Consider the following 17,836-nt stretch of genomic DNA (forward strand, 5'->3'; position numbering starts at 1 on the left):
GTCATCTTTAATTGCCGCTGATAATTTGTTCGCAAGTTGCGGTAAAAAAAATCTTATTCCCGAGTTTCATAAATCAAGAAGTAAGCAGAAAGAATTGAAATGGGTATGTTAGTTAAGCTAATTGATGGTTACATGCTCATTTTGCGGTAAGTTTAAACAAAAACGGTTAGTACAATTTTTTGTCTTATTTAAAGTAAAAATTAGTCACTAACTAGTGCCGAATGAAAGTGGACTGTCGCTAAAAGTGTGTTGCGTATCGAAAATAACAAGACATTAATTATTAGCCTAGGTAGAGTAAGTTCACAAAATAATAATTAAACACGCCATGACATTTAGACAAAAATTGTCTATTTAAGGTGAAAATGGAGTCGTAGATGAACCGTAAACCTCTTTCAATTTTAATCGCAGCAGCGTTGACCTTAGGATCGCTATCAAATGCCTTTGCCTTCGAAAAGCAAACCGCTAGCGATATTGCCAATGATTATCACCAGCACTTAGCGCCATTATGGGATCATTTTCATCAAAATCCTGAATTGTCGTTAATGGAAAAGAAAACAGCTAAACGGTTAGCGAAAGAATTGCGTGCGGTTGGTTTTGAAGTGACTGAAAAAGTTGGCGGCACCGGTATTGTCGCGCTAATGAAAAACGGTGATGGTCCTATGGTTATGGTGCGCGCCGATATGGATGGTTTGCCGGTTGTTGAGCAATCAGGTTTAGCAAATGCTTCAAAAGTTAAAATGAAAGACTGGAATGGTGAAACGGTAGGGGTAATGCATGCCTGTGGCCATGATGTTCATATTACCAGTTTAGTGGGTACCGCCCGTTATATGGCTGAAAATAAAGATAAATGGTCAGGCACTTTGATGTTAATTGGCCAGCCTGCAGAAGAAAGAGGCCCAGGCGCTTCCGCGATGATGGCTGATAATTTATGGCAGCGTTTTGGTCAACCGGACTATGCTTTCGCTTTTCATGTTAGTGCTAATACCGAAGCCGGTAAAGTTGTTGTTGATGAAGGCTCTCCGTATGCTGGTGCTGATACAGTTGATATTACGGTACATGGCATTGGCGCTCATGGCGCATCACCGCATCAAGGGAAAGACCCTATCGTTATTGGTGCGCAAATTGTTAATAACTTGCAAACCATCATTAGTCGAGAATTAGCCCCGCGCTACGCTGGTGTTATTACCGTTGGCGCCTTTCATGCGGGCACAAAACACAATATTATTTCCGATGAAGCTAAGCTGCAGCTGACTGTGCGTAGTTTAACACCACAAGTTCGAGAGCAACTGTTATCCGCTATAAAGCGTATTGCTATTGGTACGGCGCGTACGGCGGGCATGCCGGAAGATAAATTGCCAGAAGTTGTGGTTAGTGAATTTTCTTTTCCACCGACCTTTAATGATCAAAAATTGGCGAAACGTTTAAAAGGCGTGCTAAGTGAAAAAATGGGGATAGATGCATTGCTTGAGCCTGCTGAAACAGGCATGGGCGCAGAAGATTTTGGTTTCTTTACTACTGAGCCTTATATTCCCAGTGTCTATTTCAAAGTGGGTGGCACACCTAAAGCTGATTTTGAACGTGCGGCTGCCGGTGGTGCTCAGGTACCCAGTCATCATAGCCCTCAATTTAAAATCAGCCCAGAGCCAGCAATTAAATCGGGCGTTGAAGCAACCGTGCATGCGCTGTTAGATATTATGGCCAGAAAATAACAACTGTTAAAAAGAGTAGGTAATTTTAGTTACCTGCTTGCAACTTGTGTTTAATTTGGGGGGATAAGGTTAACCATGCTTTTTTGCCACTTTTGTCTAATGGCTGAAAAATTCCCCCGTTTTTCTAGGGTTTTCATTGTTGTGGCTAGTGTTTTTATTATGCTTTTTTCGGTTGTTAAATTGCAGGCGAAATAAAAGTCTAGTGTTAGCTCCTTTAACATAAAAACACCTTTATATTTTGCTGCATCGGTGGAGTTTTTTATTCGGTTGTTAAGTAAATCATCATTTAGAACCACGAGATCTATCTGCCGACTGGGTATTTCCAGTAACTTTAATAATGAGTCATAATTATTCATCACATAAAGGTTTTCGTTTTCTACAAAACCTTTTGAAATCAGAAAGTGATGGGTAACATCATCTTTAATCACCGCCGTTTTATAATTTTTAGCTTGGGCTAAGTTCTCAATGGTAATGTTACTTTTGCTTAAAGCATAAAGTGAAATCGTACTATTAGTAATATGACCAACCCATTGAAATAGCGGTTTTCGATTGGGAATGTAAGCTAAAGAGTAAATGCAGGTGTTTTTAACGTGTAATGCTCTATTATACGAATGTGACCAAGGGTGTGCCTCAATATTATATTCAATCGCTGTAGCGTTAAGCGTTGCTTCGATAATTTCGGTAGATAAGCCACTGATTATACCATTATCAACAATTTGAAAGGGGGCTAAATGCTCAGTAACGATATTTATTTTTGCAGAAAATGCCGGACAACTAAACAGCAGTGTAATAGCTAGCGGTATCAGTATTAATTGCGCTTTATTTCGCATGTTTTAGGGTTCAGCTTCGTGAAATATCAATACTCTTTGCATTTACTATAAGCACTATTTGAATTTTTGAAAGTAATTTATGCCTGATATTCTAACTAAGATGAAATGTAAAGTTTTATGATATGAGGGCATAAAAAAGCCCAGTCAAAGACTGGGCAAAAAAACATAAGGGAGAAACTAGTTAAAAATAGTAGTTAACTTACTACCTCTGAGTCGTCTTGTTGCAATAAGCTTTTGCCGTTAATGGCAATTTTTCTTGGTTTTAAAGCTTCAGGAATTTCTCTCTCTAAATCTATATGTAACAAACCATGCTCCATAAAGGCACCAATAACTTTTACATGATCGCCTAACTGGAATTTTCGTTCAAAGTTACGTTCGGCAATACCTTGATGTAAAAATTTACGTTCTGCTTTGCTGACATTACTGGCTTTGGTACCAGTAACGACTAATGTGTTCTGTTTAGATTCAATTTCTAGTTCTTCTTCGGCAAAACCTGCAATCGCCATAGTAATGCGATATTGATCTTCTGCAAGTAACTCAACATTGTACGGAGGGTAAGAAGACTGTTTGTCTGCTCTTGAAGCTTTATCGATTAATCCGGCTAAATGGTCGAATCCGATAAATGAACGGTAAAGTGGGCTGAAATCTGTAGATGTACGCATAATTCATATCCTATTATAAGTTTAGCAATATGTTGTCTCATCGAAATTCACTTCGAGTGCTAAAGCCAGCCTATGCTGCGAATTATTACACTGGAAAATTGAAATTCTCAGAGTTTAATTGTGCCTTTCAATATTGAACAGGCGGTTAATGTAGACCCTATCGGCGACTACACTATTAAAGATGGGATTGCAGAATTAGTTTTCAAGAGAAAAATGAAAAAAATATTAATTAATTTATTTTTATTATTTTAAGTAATTGATTTATAGGTTTTTAGTTGATGATAAAAGTTAGGGCCGTTTAACTTTTATCATCAATATTTGCTAAAGTTTATTCTGATTGTTCAGTGATTGCTTGTTCAGCCAAGTCGCTTTTCTCACTTAACGATTTTAATGTTGTTAAAGCGCTATCATAATCTGGGTGTTGAGAAATATTACCCACTAATTCTTTATAGGCAATTTTTCCTTCAGCATTAATAATGAAAATGGCGCGGGTTAACAACCCCATATCTTTAATTAATAGACCATATTTTTGCCCGAAATCACGCCACACTGCGTCTGACAACACTTTTATTTTGTCGACTTTTTCAGTTTTACAAAAGCGCTTTTGTGCAAAAGGTAAGTCATTACTAATGGTCAGCATAACCACATCTTCCGGCAAGTTAGCAATTTCTTCATTGAAGCGCTTGGTTTGTATTGAACAAACGCCGGTATCTAAGCTGGGTACCACGGAAATTAATACCGCTTTGTCATTAAAGTCACTCAACATTACCGGCGAAAATGACTCAGTAACCACTTTAAAATTAGGAGCCTGTTGGCCGATATTGACTTGTTCACCTAACAAGGTGACGTACTTTTTACCAGCCATGACTAAGTTGGTGGTTTCAGTAAGGTTATTTGCAACTGTTTCGGCGTTGGCACTAAACATGATTAAGGTGCTTAGGGCTGAAATTAAGGGTAATTTGAAAACTTTCATCATTTGGTCATTTAACTAAGGTAAAATATTGATCAAGCTTACCTTTGCCTAAGAAAAAATGCGAATAAAACGTGTTTTATTTTCAAAAGCTAACTATTGTTTATTATAATGTAACAATAGTTTTACCGTGCATATGTATTCGTGAAAATACCTTGCAGTGTAATGTGAATAAGCTAACTTTTTTGAACTAGCAACTTAGGGTTCTTTCCTTTATGCCAACATCTTTGTTAATTTGTGATGATTCCAATATGGCGCGCAAACAAGTGGCGCGCTCGCTTCCCGATGGATGGGATGTCGATATAACTTTTGCTAAAAATGGCGTTGAAGGAATAGCCGCAATTAAAGAGGGAAAAGGTGATGTTTTATTACTTGATTTAAATATGCCAGAAATGGATGGCTATCAAGTGTTAGAAGCGATTTTAAAGCAAGACTTACCAACTTTAGTGGTGGTTATTTCTGGTGATATTCAGCCTGAAGCTCACGAGCGGGTTAAAAGCTTAGGTGCGTTAGATTTTATTAAAAAACCTGTTGATAAAAACAAATTAACAGAAATCTTGCAAGCCTATGGCGTGTTTAATAAAGATGACTTAAAAAGTGATGTCGCTAACGCAGCGCCAGAACATAAACAAGATAACCACCATCCACAGCATATTGAATTACCACCGGTTACTGAGAGTATTGCTGTTAGTGAAAATACATTTGTACGGCCTCAGGAATCCAATATTGAACTTGATAGCGATATGCGAGATTGTTATCAAGAAATAGCTAACGTTGCTATGGGACAAGCAGGGGATTTACTTGCTCGGTTACTTGATGTTTTTGTGTTATTGCCAATTCCGAATGTTAACCTAATTGAAGTCAGTGAGTTAACCATGGCGCTTTCTGATGTTGAGTCAAAAGAAAAAACTTCTGGCATTTGCCAAGGTTTTATTGGCGCTGGAATATCAGGTGAAGCACTACTCATTTTAAATGACTCAAGTTTTAAAGATGTTGCATCTTTGATGAATTACCATCATGAGCTTGATAATAATGTTGAGTTAGAGTTACTAATGGATATGGCTAATTTGCTTATTGGTGCGTGCTTAAGTGGTATATCGACGCAACTTGATATGTCATTTAGCCAAGGTCATCCGGTCGTGCTAGGGCAGCACAGAAAAATATCTGAGCTTATTGCTACCAATACAAATAAGTGGAAACGCACGCTTGCTATTGAAATAAGTTATAGCATTGAAAATTACCCAATCAAGTGTGACTTATTACTATTATTTACTGAAGAATCAGTAATCACACTTAATAATAAAATTGCCTACTTGTTGGATTAGTCATGTCAGTACAAACAGATCAGTTAAATGAATTACATTGGTTGATGGAAATGTTACATACCATTGACGTTGGCTTAGTGGTATTAGATCGAGATTACAGCATTCAAATTTGGAATGGCTTTATGGAAAACCACAGCGGATTACTGCCGCGTGAAGTTAAAAATAAAGTACTCTTTGAATTGTTTGATGAAATTCCTGAAGATTGGTTTCGTCGTAAAGCAGAATCAGTATTTTTGTTGAAAAATAAGGCATTCACCATATGGGAACAACGGCCTTATGTTTTTAAGTTTAACAACTATCGACCAATTACAGGTACAGCAGATTTTATGTACCAAAATACCACTTTTATCCCTTTGATATCTGCAACAGGTGATGTCTCCCATTTATGCTTGTTGGTTTATGATGTAACCGACAATGCAATTCATAAAAAAGAGTTAGAAAAAGTAAATGCGGACTTAGCGGTGTTAAGTCAAACCGATGGCCTAACAAAACTGTTTAACCGCAATCATTGGCAGCACTGTATAGAAGCTGAGTTTAAACGCTATACTCGCAGCCAACACTCTAGCAGTCTAGTAATGTTAGATATCGATCATTTTAAAACGGTAAATGATAGCTATGGTCACCTAGTTGGTGATGATGTTATACGTCATTTGGCAAAAGTTATACATGAGCAAGTACGTGAAACCGATATTTGCGGGCGTTATGGTGGAGAAGAGTTTGTTATTTTACTGGCAGATACTCATTTAAATGATGCGAAAGTTTTTGCAGAACGTTTACGTAAAACCGTAGAAGATTCCGTGGTTATTTATAATGATATTGAAATTAAATATACCGTGAGCTTAGGTATCGCAGAAGTAGAGCCCACCTTTAAGTCGGTATCGCAGTGGCTTGAATACGTTGATAATGCCTTGTATCAATCGAAAGAAAATGGCCGTAACAGAGTAACTATTCATCAGCAGCCTTAAATAAACATGGTAAATAAAAAAGCCCGAAAGGGCTTTTTTTAATAATGCTAAAAAAACTGAACTGGAGAATGTTTTGTTAGTGACGAGCCTGTTTTGCAATAGACCAGTGTATACCCTGAGCAATTAGTATTGCTATTAGCACTCCGCCAGTATTGGCTAGCATATCTAACCATTCACCATAGCGGTTAACATAGGGTTGAATTAGCTCGATTAAGCCGCTCCAAGCGATAAATACTAATGCCAAAGTGAGCCAGTATTTAGGCTTTCGGATTGCCGTTGGCAGCATTAACACGCAATATGAAATAAAATGATGGGTTTTGTCACTGCCGGGCACTGCTGGTAGTTGGTCAGCCGGAAATAGCGAAATAATGGTGATCAGTGCTAAAACTACTAGGGTAATGCTCTGCCAGAACCGGTTGATAAAGTTTATTAATGAGATCATTTCGCTTTCTTATAAACTAATTTGCCATTAACCCAAGTTTTATCAACTGAAATCTGCCAAATATCTTGCTCTGGAATATCGAACAGGTTCTGTTCTAGTAATACAAAATCAGCTTTTTTACCTTTAGCTAGACTACCAATAATACTTTCTTGATGTCCTGAATACGCAGCATCAACAGTAAAACTTCTAAAGGCTTCAAGTGCGGTCATTTTTTCTTCTGCAAACCAGCCGCCCTGTGGGGCATTTTTATGATCTTGGCGGGTAATGGAAGCATGAAGGCCGTAAAATGGGTTAGGAGATTCTACCGGAAAATCAGAGCCTGCGGCAATAACAGCATTAGCGTTCAGTAATTTTCTCCAAGCATAAGCACCAAGTATTCTTTTATCGCCTAATCTATCTTGTGCCATATTCTTATCACTAGTTGCGTGGGTGGCTTGCATTGAGGCTATAATATTTTGTTCTGCAAACCTTGGTATATCTGCAAGTCTAAGTACCTGTGCATGCTCAACTCGATGACGTAACTTTTCACTTTTTGTTTGCGGAATATATTTTTCATATGTATCGAGCACTAGTTTATTGGCATTATCACCAATGGCATGGCTATTTACCTGAAAGCCTAGCTTCATTGAGGTATTTACCAAGTGCTCAAACTCTTTTGGTGTATTGAGTAATAACCCTTTGTGCCCTAGATGATCGGAGTAATCTTCAATTAGTGCTGCACCTCGACTGCCTAAGGCACCATCGGTTTGAATTTTAACACTATTAAAGGTGAACATATCATCCTGACTTTGATATTGACCCTGAGTCAAGGTTTGTTGCCAATTTTTAGATGGTAAATACAGCATAGCGTTTATGCGAATGCTCATATTGCCTTCTTGGCTAAGTTCTTTAAATGCCGTTAAATTTGTTGAATCAATTCCTGCGTCATGAACGCTGGTTAGGCCATAACTTGCAAGTGAATCCATGGCCTTAATCAACACTTGCTTTTGTTGGCTTTTGGTCAGTGGTGCTATGCTGTTATCAATGAGTGCCATGGCATTATCAATAAATACCCCTGTAGGATTACCATTGGCATCTTTGATAATATCACCGCCCTCAGGTGATTTTGTTGTAGCATTAATGCCTGCTAACTCCATAGCTTTTGAGTTTGCCCAACCTGCGTGGCCATCAACACGTTTAAGCCAAACAGGTTGATCGGGAAAAACTTTATCTAAACTTTTAGCACTCGGGAACGCATTGCTTGGCCATTGTGTCTGGTTCCAACCACGCCCTTGTATCCATGTAAGCTCGGTATTTTCTTTCGAATATGCGAATGTTTTATTTACCGCGTCTTGCTCTGAAGTACTGTTTGCCAAATCGGCACGTAATAAGCTTAAACCGTAACTTAAAATATGACCATGGGCATCGATTAAACCTGGGATTAAGGTTTTTCCTTCACCGTCAATAACAGTTAAATTTCTAATGATCGGTAATTTGTCAGCCGAAGTGTAAAGTTTATCGATTTTGTCATCGGTAAATTGAATTGCGGAAAAATTTTTCAACTGATGACCATCAATGGTGTAGCCCTGAATATTCTTAATTAAAGTGGTTTTTGCAAAGGCCAATGTTGGTGTTAATGTTGCAAATAATAATGCGGCTTTAATTGACTTGGACAGGCTATTCATTCTACTTCCTTGGTATTTATACTATTTTTATTGGCAAATACTAGCATGAAGCATAAAAGGTTTTTAATTTTTATTAAGAGAAATTTGCCTAATAGAAAACTTAAATGTGAAAAAGGGCCTGAAGGCCCTAATTGCTTAGCAATAAAGTTACTTTTTTGCGTGATAATTTAAATGGTTCTAGTTGCCGTTGCTGGCGCAATAAGTGCTGCTTTTCTTGCTGGGTAAAGTACGGCTAGTTGGCCAACAATAAAAAGGGCGACGACACCAAAAGCAACTAATTCAAAGCTAATGGGTGATAAGTTAAAGGTATTAACCAACCACATATTTAGTGCAACAGCGCCGATACAGCCAATAACATTACCGATTGTAGAGATAATAAAATTCTCCATCATAAAATAACGCATTATTTGCCCTTTAGTTGCGCCTAATGCACGGCGGGTACCAATTTGTTTAGTGCGTCGATTAATGCTAAAAATGGCTAAACCAACAATACCAAAGCCAGTAATTAAGGTCAGAGTAATAATAACGGTTGTTAAAATTTTATTGGTGGCATTGTGTTGACGGTAACTACGTTTACGCGTGTCTTCAATGGTGGTAACGCGGCGAACAATGCGCTCTTTGTCACTTTCAGCTAATGCCTTTTCAATCACAGGCATTAATTCATCACGGCGACCTTCCTCGGTGCGAATAAAGTAATAGCCACCTTTAGACTCTCGATGAAAGGGCACTAACATGCTGCGTTCTACCCCATTCCAACCATTCCATGGCGCTTGCAATGCTTTGACGATGCCAATAATCTGCATAGGTTGCGTTTGAGAAATATAAACGGTTTTGCCTACGGCTGATTGCCAGTCATCCGGAAATAAATTCTCTGCAAATGCTTTAGTAATGATAGTTTTTGCCGGCCATGTTGATTGCCCGTCTTTACGCACTTCTATATCTTCTTGGCTAAAGTTAGAACCAGCAATAAGTTCTAAGCCCATGGTATTTATTGCATGCTCATCAACCATATAAATGGCGGTGCCAACAGCATCTTTATCTTCACCTGGTTCATGCTGCAAAGCCATTGACCAGCCACTGCTGCTAAGCGGAATAGCATTAATTTGAATGGCGTCAACAACACCTGGGGTATTGCGGATCATATGTAAGTCGGTTTGTAGGTGCGATAGAATATTATAGTCTTGGCCAAATATAGTATTGGTTAAATAAAAGGTATTGGCTTCGTCTAAACCACTTTCTCGCTGCATTTGCTGTTGACGGTCTTGGATCATAAAAATAGCGTTAACCATAATGGTCATGGTTAGAGCGATTTGAAGAGCGATAAGCAAGGCGCCAATTTTATTTCGTGCTAATGCTCGAATAATAAGTCCTGTTTCTAACATAATTAATTCCTATTTTACCTTGTTAATTATTGGCTTTTTAATTGCTGTGCTGGCTGAATATTGCAAGCGCGCCAAGTTGGGTATAAACCAGCTAAAATGGTTGAAATTAAAGCTAGCAATACTGCTAGTATTGCCATATTGGTGTCTAAGCTTGCTAGCCCTTGCATGTATTCACCGTATAAGCCTTCAACGCCTTTTAAACCGAAGTAAGCGAGTAGTAAACCCAAAATACCGCCAAGAATGCCAATACAGGCAGACTCAATAATATATTGACTAAATAGCGTGCTCTTACTTGCCCCAAGTGCTTGGCGTAAGCCTATTTCTGGCGCTTTACCTAAAAATTTAGCTAGTAACAAGCCAACAGTATTAAGTAAGCAAACCACTAAGAACATAAATGACATGGCCATCATCATTTGTGCATCATCGGCGACAACTTCTTGTATTTCCAACCACTGCATAACATTGCTTAAACGATTATCAAGTGGACGTTGAAAACGACCGAATTGTTTTTGTTCTTCAACATAGGCGTTGAGAAATTGCAGGTAATCTTCTTTTTCTTGTTCGGTTTTCAGTTCAACCCAAAACTGGGTCCAAATACATTCAGAGGCTAGAAATGCTTTAAAGCCGTCACCAGTTGGTTTCCAACAATTGGTATTGCCAGAGCGAGATATCTTCTCATCTGCAATTAAGTGAAAGGGAACAAAAATGTCTTCGGAATCATTAAAGGCTCCGGTTGTTATATCGTAAAAACGAGGCTTAGGTTGCCAGTTATCAATAACACCAACTACCCGAAACATATTGCCTTCAAGTTTGATTGACTTACCAACAGAGTTTTCGCCACCAAATAGTTTATCGTTAGTTTCTTTATTTAATACCACAACAAACTCTTTGCTTTCATCTGCTTGATTCGACCAACCGCTGCCGTAAATAAAAGGCACATTGAACATGGTAAAAAAGTCTGCCGAATTTGCTCTCCCGTTGACGATCAACGGCAGCATTTCAGGATCTTCAGGCTCAATAACGCCAAAGGCTTGAGCTTGTACATTCTGACGAAATGCTTTTTTAGCGCGCATTAAATTGGTTGAGTCAGTAAAAGTTAGTTGGTCAGGTGGATTTAAGCCATCGTCAAAAGGGTCGTTTACATCCCAGCTATCGAGTTGTACGTAGTAGAGTTGCTCACTTTTTTCTGGAATTGGGTTGGCTGACATTAAATAGTTTACGGTTACTGTGGTCATTGCTGCGCCAATACCTAACCCAATTGCGCAGACCATTAATAAACTTAAACCCCAATGTCGAACTATGCTGATCCAAGCAAGTCGTAAATAATAACTAAACATAATTGTATCCTTGTACTTGTTGGATTTTTTAAGCTATCGCTTTGTTGGTGTTAGCGCTGACAATTTCTAACTCACTGACGCGGCCGTCTTTTACTTGAATGGTGCGTTTGGCGCGCTGCGCTAATTCCGCATCATGAGTGACCATGATGATAGTGGTGCCTTGCTGGTTAATTTCTTCGAGTAAGCTCATAACTCCTTTAGCCATTTCAGAATCAAGATTACCGGTTGGCTCATCAGCTAATAAAAATCGTGGATCTGTAGCTAGTGCACGGGCAATAGCGACTCGTTGTTGTTGACCACCGGATAATTGGCTAGGTAAATGTTTCATACGAGACGCTAAACCAACACGTTCTAGGTTTTCTTCAATACGGCGTTTTCTTTCCTTGGCATTAAAACCTCGATAACGCAATGGCACGTCAACGTTGTCAAAAAGATTTAAGTCAGGAATTAAATTAAAGCTTTGAAAGATAAAGCCTATCTTTTGGTTGCGCATACGAGAACGGCCATTATCATTTAATTTACCTACGTCCTCACCATCAAGCAGAAACTCACCATTTGTATAGGTTTCAAGTAGGCCAGCTATATTGAGGAAGGTGGTTTTTCCTGAACCTGACGGGCCAGTAACACTGACAAAATCACCCTCATTTACTTGTAGGCAAAAGTCGCGTAGTGCATGTGTTTGAATATCGGCAGTTTGAAATATTTTATTGATATTTTTCATTACTAACATGTGAATTCCCTTGTATTATTTTGAGCTACAATCGCTCTTGTTATATTAGTTGTTGTGCAGTTCTAACTTGCATGTAAGTTAGTCGCTGAGTAATACTTGTTCAGCGGCATTAAAGGTGTCTGTACCAGAAATAATAATTTGATCGCCGACTTTTAAGCCTTGCAGTATTTCGACATGACTCAAACTACGCGCACCGGTTGTTATTGGCGTTTTTTCTGCAAGACCATTTGTTACTTTGTAAGCAAAGCGACCGCCACTGCTATCTAAGAATTGTCCGCGCTGCACTTGTAATACGTTTTCTTTATATTCAAGAATAATTTGCGTATTTAAGCGTTGGTTTTGACGTAGCTTTTTTGGAATATTGTCAGTGAAACGCACTCGCCCAGTAACCTGATTGTTCAGTATTTCGGGGGAAATTGTTACTAGACGAGCACGAAAGGGCTGTTGTTCAAATTGAATATTAACTTCCATGCCTATGGCCAGATCATCGGCATAGCTTTCAGGTATTTCAATTTCAACTTCAAACTGGGAAAGATCAACAATAGTTAAAATCGCTTGGTTCTTGCTGAGGAAAGTTTTGTTATCGGAGCTTAGATTACCAACAATGCCGTTGACTGGTGAAGTGATATTAAGACCATCAACTTGACGTTGTAATTCCTTAACCAATAACGTTTGACGTCTAATATCAAGTTTTAATGATTTGCTATCAAAGTCTAAACTCTCGGCATTGAGGGCAGCATCTTGTACGGCATGTTTGTGCTGTAAATTTGCTTGTTCTAATTCATCTTGAGCTTTCTCAAAGTCAATTTGGCTGATGGCACTTTTTTCATAGCCTAAATCTGCACGGCGTTTTTCTCGCTTGGCAGTAACCAATTTCACATTAGCTAAATCGACGGCTTTTTGATCGATTAATCGTTGCTTTTTCGCTTGAATACTTTGACGCTCAAAGCTCGACTGTAAACTCTCAAGTGTTGCTTGTTGTTGGAATAATTGACTGTTTAGCTCAGGGCTATCCAGTTTGGCAATAATTTGCCCCGCTTTAACTTCATGACCTGCCTCTATCATTAAAGTAATAGTGCCGTCAGCCGGGCTATAGACAGTAGGACTAACCGCCGCAACGACTCGACCTAATACTGATATATCGCGCGTAAAGTCGCCTTGTGTAATGGTGGCAAGTCTAACACGCTCTAGTGAAACAGACTGTTGAGCTTTGCTCCAGCGAGACGCTGCTGGCGCGACTTGCCAGATTATACTTGCAATTAAAACGATGGTTGCACTAATCACGATAATGCGTTTTTTAGCTGATGTTTGTTTTTCTATTTTAATATCTTGCTGACTAGTATCTTTAATTGACATGACTTTTCCCCCGAACGTCAAAATCAGTGCCAGCGCTGCCAAAGCTATTTTTTCAACGACACTGATATAAACTTAAGTCGCGTTGAATGAAGAAAAGGTTTAAAAATAATACGATTAATTCTTGTTTAGAGTGTTCTAAACATTAACAAAAGATAAATTGTATTGTTTATCAGTTGGTTACTGTTTACTGTGGTGAGGACATTATTTGGAGGCCGTGAGTAATAAATAAAGCTAGATTTTGAATTTAAGTCTAGCTCTATAAATTTTTGTTACGTCTTTGATTGAATAAGGCTAATAGTAATAATATCAGTACAATAGAAAAGTCTATCAGGCGGGTATAGCGAGCGTAGGGCGTTACTCCAGTTACTAACGGCACTTCACTCTTAAGCACAGCTTCTTCAAACTGCGAAATTTGTTTGATTATGCGTCCCTGATGATCTACTACTGCTGTAATGCCATTGTTAGTTGCCCGTAAAAATGGTCGCCCAAATTCTAGTGCTCGCATGCGTACGATTTCTAAGTGCTGATGGGGGCCATGTGAGTCGCCAAACCAAGCATCGTTACTTACTGTTAGTAATAAGTCAGTTTGATTAGAAAAATTTGCACTAAGTTGCTCAGCAAAAGCAACTTCAAAACAAATCAGGGGTAACAGCTGGTAGCCGTTAGCCTGTAAATTACTTTGTTGGTAGTTGCCACGGCTAAACGATGACATGGGCAAATTAAAAAATGGTGCTAATGGTCTCAGCCATTTCGCAAATGGTACAAATTCACCTATGGGTAATAAGTGGTGTTTAGCATAACGATTGCTATTGTTATATTGATAGCCACCCAGTTGATCTTCCGCGTTGTATTTGCCAATTACAATTAAGTTATTGTAGTAATTACGTGTATTGGTGTCGTAGTCAATAATACCTGAGATAATCGAGCTGTTATTTAGTAGTGCCGAGCTTTGGGCTATTTGCAAAAACTCTTGTGCTTGCGTGCTAGGCTCGACAGCGGTAATGGCTGATTCTGGCCAAATAACTAATTCGGCAGGGAAGTTTTTTCGCGTTAAGTCTAGGTAAGTTAACATGGTTGGCCATGTTTGCTCAGGTGCCCATTTGAGCTCTTGTTTAATATTTCCTTGTACAATAGCGGTTGTAACTGATTTTCCTGTCACTGTTACCCAAGAGATCTTACTCAATAGCAGTGTAAATATTGCAATGAGCATAAGCGCTGCAATAGACAAGTAACGCTTTGTTCTTTCATTCTTGCTGTTAAGTTTAATGGCATAAACTAGGCTAATGCTTATTGTTATGACAAGAGCACTAATACCTTTTTCGCCAATAACAGGTGCAAATACAGACAATGGTCCATTTATTTGACTATAGCCCAATGTAAGCCAAGGAAAACCTGTTAAAAATACGCCACGTAAAAATTCAGCAAGTAACCAAACAGGTAACAGCAGCCATAAATTCAACTGCCTATTTATTGAGAGTCGTGCACTTAGATAACACGCGAGTGCCAAAAATAGTGCTAGGTACATGCAAAGTAGTAGCATTAGCAGCAGTGACACTGGGAGTGGTACGCCACCAAACTGGTCGATACTAACATGTACCCAACTAATACCTGCAGCAAACCAACCAAAAGCAAATATAAAACCTTGCTTGGCTGCCACTTTGGGCGACTTTCCATGAATGCTATACAACCAAATTGGCAGTACTAGATACACTAAGCCGTATAATGAATATGGGGCATAACTAAACACTAAACAAAGCCCTAGCACTAAGCTTAGGGCATTGTGTTTATTGATCATATTTTGCTTAATTCGAGATAATAGCTTGCTTAGCATGTTTGATTAGTCAATAACTTTACCGGTTACTTCATGGCCCTTAGGGATTGTGACTTGTAAAGTTTGAATACGGCGGTTATCGGCAGAAGTGACTTTGAAGATAACTTTGTTAATAGTTACGTGCTCGCCTTTTTTCGGCATGTGGCCAAAATGTTGTAATACCACACCGCCAATTGTATCTGCATCGCTTTCATTAAATTGTAAGTTAAAATATTCATTAAAATCGGCTAGCTCGGTCAATGATTTTACTTGATATACTTGCCCTGCTAAGTGTTTGATATCTTCTTCAATAGTATCGTCCGTTTCGTCTTCGATTTCACCAACAATAAGCTCTAGTATATCTTCGATAGTCACAACACCTGATACACCACCGTATTCGTCGACAACAATTGCCATATGGTAACGTTGCTGGCGAAATTCTTTAAGTAGTGGGTCAACCTTCTTACTTTCAGGAACGATAATCGCGGGTCTAATAATTTGATTTAGCGTGAACTCTTCTTCGGTTTGCTTAAAACCAAAGGCAAGCAGGTCTTTAGCTAGTAAGATACCTTCTATATGGTCAATATCTTCATTAATGACAGGGAAACGTGAATGGCCTGATTCAATAATGATTGGCAGTGATTTTTCAATGGCATCGTTAATATCTAACGTGACCATTTGTGAGCGAGGGATCATGATATCGCGTACTCGCATGTCAGATACTTCGAGAACACCTTCAATCATCTGCTTGATTTCAGGGTTGATTAATTCACGGTCTTCAGCATCGTTAAGTACATGTACGAGCTCTTCTTTATTTCTCGGTTCTCCGGTAAATACTTGTACAATTTTATCCAAGATAGATTTATTGGCAGAACCGTTACTAGAGTGGGGGTGGTCGTCGCTCATAGAGCCTTGTTATATCCTTGTTGTTCGAATCTATAATTCAAAAAGTAGTTGGTTAGTTTGTAACCGATTTTTAAATATTTCAAGTAATAATTCGTTATTTTATCACTCAGTTACAATTTAATGAATAAAAGTTAGCTTAATCATTTATTCGCGTAATTAATTTGCATTGATTTCATATGGTTCAGGAAAGCCTAAACTTGTTATTACTTTCGTTTCTAAGGCCTCCATTTCTTCAGCTTCTGTATCATCTATGTGGTCAAAGCCAAGTAAATGCAAGCATCCATGTACAACCATATGAGCCCAATGAGCGTTAAGTGACTTTTGCTGAGCCATCGCTTCTTGCCTTACCACAGGCACGCAAATAATAAGATCACCAAGTAAATTCAGCTCTATGCCTTCAGGTACTTCAAAAGGAAAGGATAGTACATTTGTTGGCTTATCTTTTCCTCGGTATTGGCTATTTAGCTGCTGGCTTTCTTCGTTGCCAACTAGTCTAATCGTTAGTTCAAACGGTTTGTTAAATGGTAATAACGTCGCTTCTACCCAATGTTGAAAGTCTTTATGGCTAGGAAGATTTTCATCCTCACAGGCTATTTGCAAATCAACGTCAATCATTAGACCGCTATTGTTCATTTGAACTTTCAACTTTGTTGTTGCTAGTGCCAGCAATTGCATCTGCTTTACGTTGATACTTTTCTTGTTTTAAACGGTTTTCTTTTTGTTCGAAGGCGTCATAAGCTTCTACAATACGACCAACAACTGGGTGTCGGACAACGTCTTTAGACTCGAAAAAATTAAAACTTACGCCAGTGATGTCATTTAAAACTTCGATGGCATGACGCAAGCCAGATTTTTGACCGCGAGGTAAATCAACTTGCGTAATATCACCTGTTATTACGGCTCTGGAGTTAAATCCGATTCGCGTTAAAAACATTTTCATTTGTTCTACTGTTGTATTTTGGCTTTCATCAAGAATAATAAACGCGTCGTTTAGCGTTCTACCGCGCATGTAGGCCAAGGGTGCCACTTCTATAACGTTACGCTCAATCAACTTTTCTACTTTTTCAAAACCAAGCATTTCAAAAAGCGCATCGTAAAGAGGGCGCAGGTAAGGGTCTACCTTTTGAGAAAGATCGCCAGGCAAAAAACCAAGTTTCTCGCCCGCTTCAACCGCTGGGCGGGTTAGCAGTATTCTTCTAATTTCTTGTCTTTCTAGTGCGTCAACGGCGCAAGCAACGGCTAGGTATGTTTTGCCAGTACCCGCAACACCAACACCAAAGCTAATGTCGTTAGTGATTACATTTTTAACGTAATTTTGCTGGTTCTCATTGCGAGGTTTGATAATGCCTCGCTTGGTTTTTATTGTCACCATGTCATCAAACCTAGCATCAACTTTACTAGGTTCAGCTTCTAATGTTCCAGCATCGATAATGGCTAAATGTACGGTTTCAGGTGTGATGTCTTTTGATTTACCTTTAACAGTTTCTGTTTCAAGGTATAAATTGATTAATAACTGCTTTACCGCCTGACAGTTTATGGTTTTACCTGTGACCTTAAAGTCATGGCTTTTATAGCTGATTTCAACACCCATTCTACGTTCAATGGTTTTTAAGTTGTCATCTATCGCACCACATAAGTTTGCTAAACGGTTATTATCAACGGGTGATAATTCAAAATTAATACTGGTATTTTTACTCAAAAGTTAATCCTGATCTATATAACAGTGAGACAAAATGGCAAATAAGATC

16 protein-coding genes are annotated in these 17,836 nt (G+C 38.7%); 3 read left to right on the forward strand and 13 right to left on the reverse strand.

Going from position 1 to position 17,836, the window contains the following annotated elements:
• Positions 1-374 precede the first annotated feature (374 nt).
• Positions 375-1,709 (forward strand): amidohydrolase, encoded by a 1,335-nt coding sequence (locus tag AC27HL_RS05585; protein WP_487079616.1) that lies wholly within the window; start codon positions 375-377, stop codon positions 1,707-1,709.
• A gap of 50 nt (positions 1,710-1,759) precedes the next feature.
• Here the strand turns inward: AC27HL_RS05585 and AC27HL_RS05590 are convergent, their stop codons facing one another.
• The 3 genes from AC27HL_RS05590 to tpx form a co-directional block, all read right to left on the reverse strand.
• Positions 1,760-2,539 carry a substrate-binding periplasmic protein gene (locus AC27HL_RS05590; RefSeq protein ID WP_487079617.1) on the reverse strand — a complete coding sequence of 260 codons (780 nt, stop codon included), beginning with the start codon at positions 2,537-2,539 and terminating at the stop codon, positions 1,760-1,762.
• A 194-nt stretch (positions 2,540-2,733) separates the two neighbouring features.
• Positions 2,734-3,201, reverse strand: coding sequence for an Hsp20 family protein (locus AC27HL_RS05595; RefSeq protein ID WP_487079619.1), 468 nt, complete (start codon positions 3,199-3,201; stop codon positions 2,734-2,736).
• 328 nt (positions 3,202-3,529) lie between these two features.
• Positions 3,530-4,177, reverse strand: coding sequence for a thiol peroxidase (gene tpx / locus AC27HL_RS05600; protein WP_487079621.1), 648 nt, complete (start codon positions 4,175-4,177; stop codon positions 3,530-3,532).
• 209 nt (positions 4,178-4,386) lie between these two features.
• On the opposite strand from tpx, the gene AC27HL_RS05605 reads away from it, so the two are divergent.
• Positions 4,387-5,496 (forward strand): response regulator, encoded by a 1,110-nt coding sequence (locus AC27HL_RS05605; protein ID WP_487079623.1) that lies wholly within the window; start codon positions 4,387-4,389, stop codon positions 5,494-5,496.
• A 2-nt stretch (positions 5,497-5,498) separates the two neighbouring features.
• Positions 5,499-6,461, forward strand: coding sequence for a GGDEF domain-containing protein (locus AC27HL_RS05610; protein WP_487079625.1), 963 nt, complete (start codon positions 5,499-5,501; stop codon positions 6,459-6,461).
• Between the two features lie 76 nt (positions 6,462-6,537).
• Here AC27HL_RS05610 and AC27HL_RS05615 read toward each other — a convergent pair whose 3' ends face one another.
• The 10 genes from AC27HL_RS05615 to AC27HL_RS05660 all read right to left on the reverse strand — a co-directional run bounded on the left by AC27HL_RS05615 (position 6,538) and on the right by AC27HL_RS05660 (position 17,787).
• Positions 6,538-6,903 carry a VanZ family protein gene (locus AC27HL_RS05615; protein WP_487079627.1) on the reverse strand — a complete coding sequence of 122 codons (366 nt, stop codon included), beginning with the start codon at positions 6,901-6,903 and terminating at the stop codon, positions 6,538-6,540.
• Positions 6,900-8,567: an amidohydrolase gene (locus tag AC27HL_RS05620; protein WP_487079629.1), complete on the reverse strand. Its 1,668-nt coding sequence runs from the start codon at positions 8,565-8,567 to the stop codon at positions 6,900-6,902. The genes AC27HL_RS05615 and AC27HL_RS05620 overlap by 4 nt, the downstream gene beginning before the upstream one ends.
• A 167-nt stretch (positions 8,568-8,734) precedes the next feature.
• Complete coding sequence (locus tag AC27HL_RS05625; RefSeq protein WP_487079630.1) at positions 8,735-9,949, reverse strand: ABC transporter permease; 1,215 nt, start codon at positions 9,947-9,949, stop codon at positions 8,735-8,737.
• A gap of 26 nt (positions 9,950-9,975) precedes the next feature.
• The gene (locus AC27HL_RS05630; protein WP_487079632.1) at positions 9,976-11,286 is read right to left on the reverse strand and encodes an ABC transporter permease; all 1,311 of its coding nucleotides are present in this window, start codon (positions 11,284-11,286) and stop codon (positions 9,976-9,978) included.
• Between the two features lie 28 nt (positions 11,287-11,314).
• Entirely contained in the window at positions 11,315-12,016 is a 702-nt protein-coding gene (locus AC27HL_RS05635) for an ABC transporter ATP-binding protein (protein ID WP_487079634.1), read from the reverse strand.
• 78 nt (positions 12,017-12,094) lie between these two features.
• Positions 12,095-13,372, reverse strand: a complete 1,278-nt coding sequence (locus tag AC27HL_RS05640; protein ID WP_487079635.1) for an efflux RND transporter periplasmic adaptor subunit — start codon at positions 13,370-13,372, stop codon at positions 12,095-12,097.
• A gap of 256 nt (positions 13,373-13,628) precedes the next feature.
• Entirely contained in the window at positions 13,629-15,167 is a 1,539-nt protein-coding gene (gene lnt / locus AC27HL_RS05645) for an apolipoprotein N-acyltransferase (RefSeq protein ID WP_487079637.1), read from the reverse strand.
• Between the two features lie 42 nt (positions 15,168-15,209).
• Entirely contained in the window at positions 15,210-16,088 is an 879-nt protein-coding gene (locus tag AC27HL_RS05650; protein ID WP_487079639.1) for a CorC family transporter, read from the reverse strand.
• 156 nt (positions 16,089-16,244) lie between these two features.
• Entirely contained in the window at positions 16,245-16,721 is a 477-nt protein-coding gene (gene ybeY, locus AC27HL_RS05655) for an rRNA maturation RNase YbeY (protein WP_487079641.1), read from the reverse strand.
• Entirely contained in the window at positions 16,711-17,787 is a 1,077-nt protein-coding gene (locus AC27HL_RS05660; RefSeq protein WP_487079643.1) for a PhoH family protein, read from the reverse strand. The genes ybeY and AC27HL_RS05660 overlap by 11 nt, the downstream gene beginning before the upstream one ends.
• Positions 17,788-17,836 lie beyond the last annotated feature (49 nt).

It is taken from the genome of Colwellia aquaemaris (genome assembly GCF_057548755.1).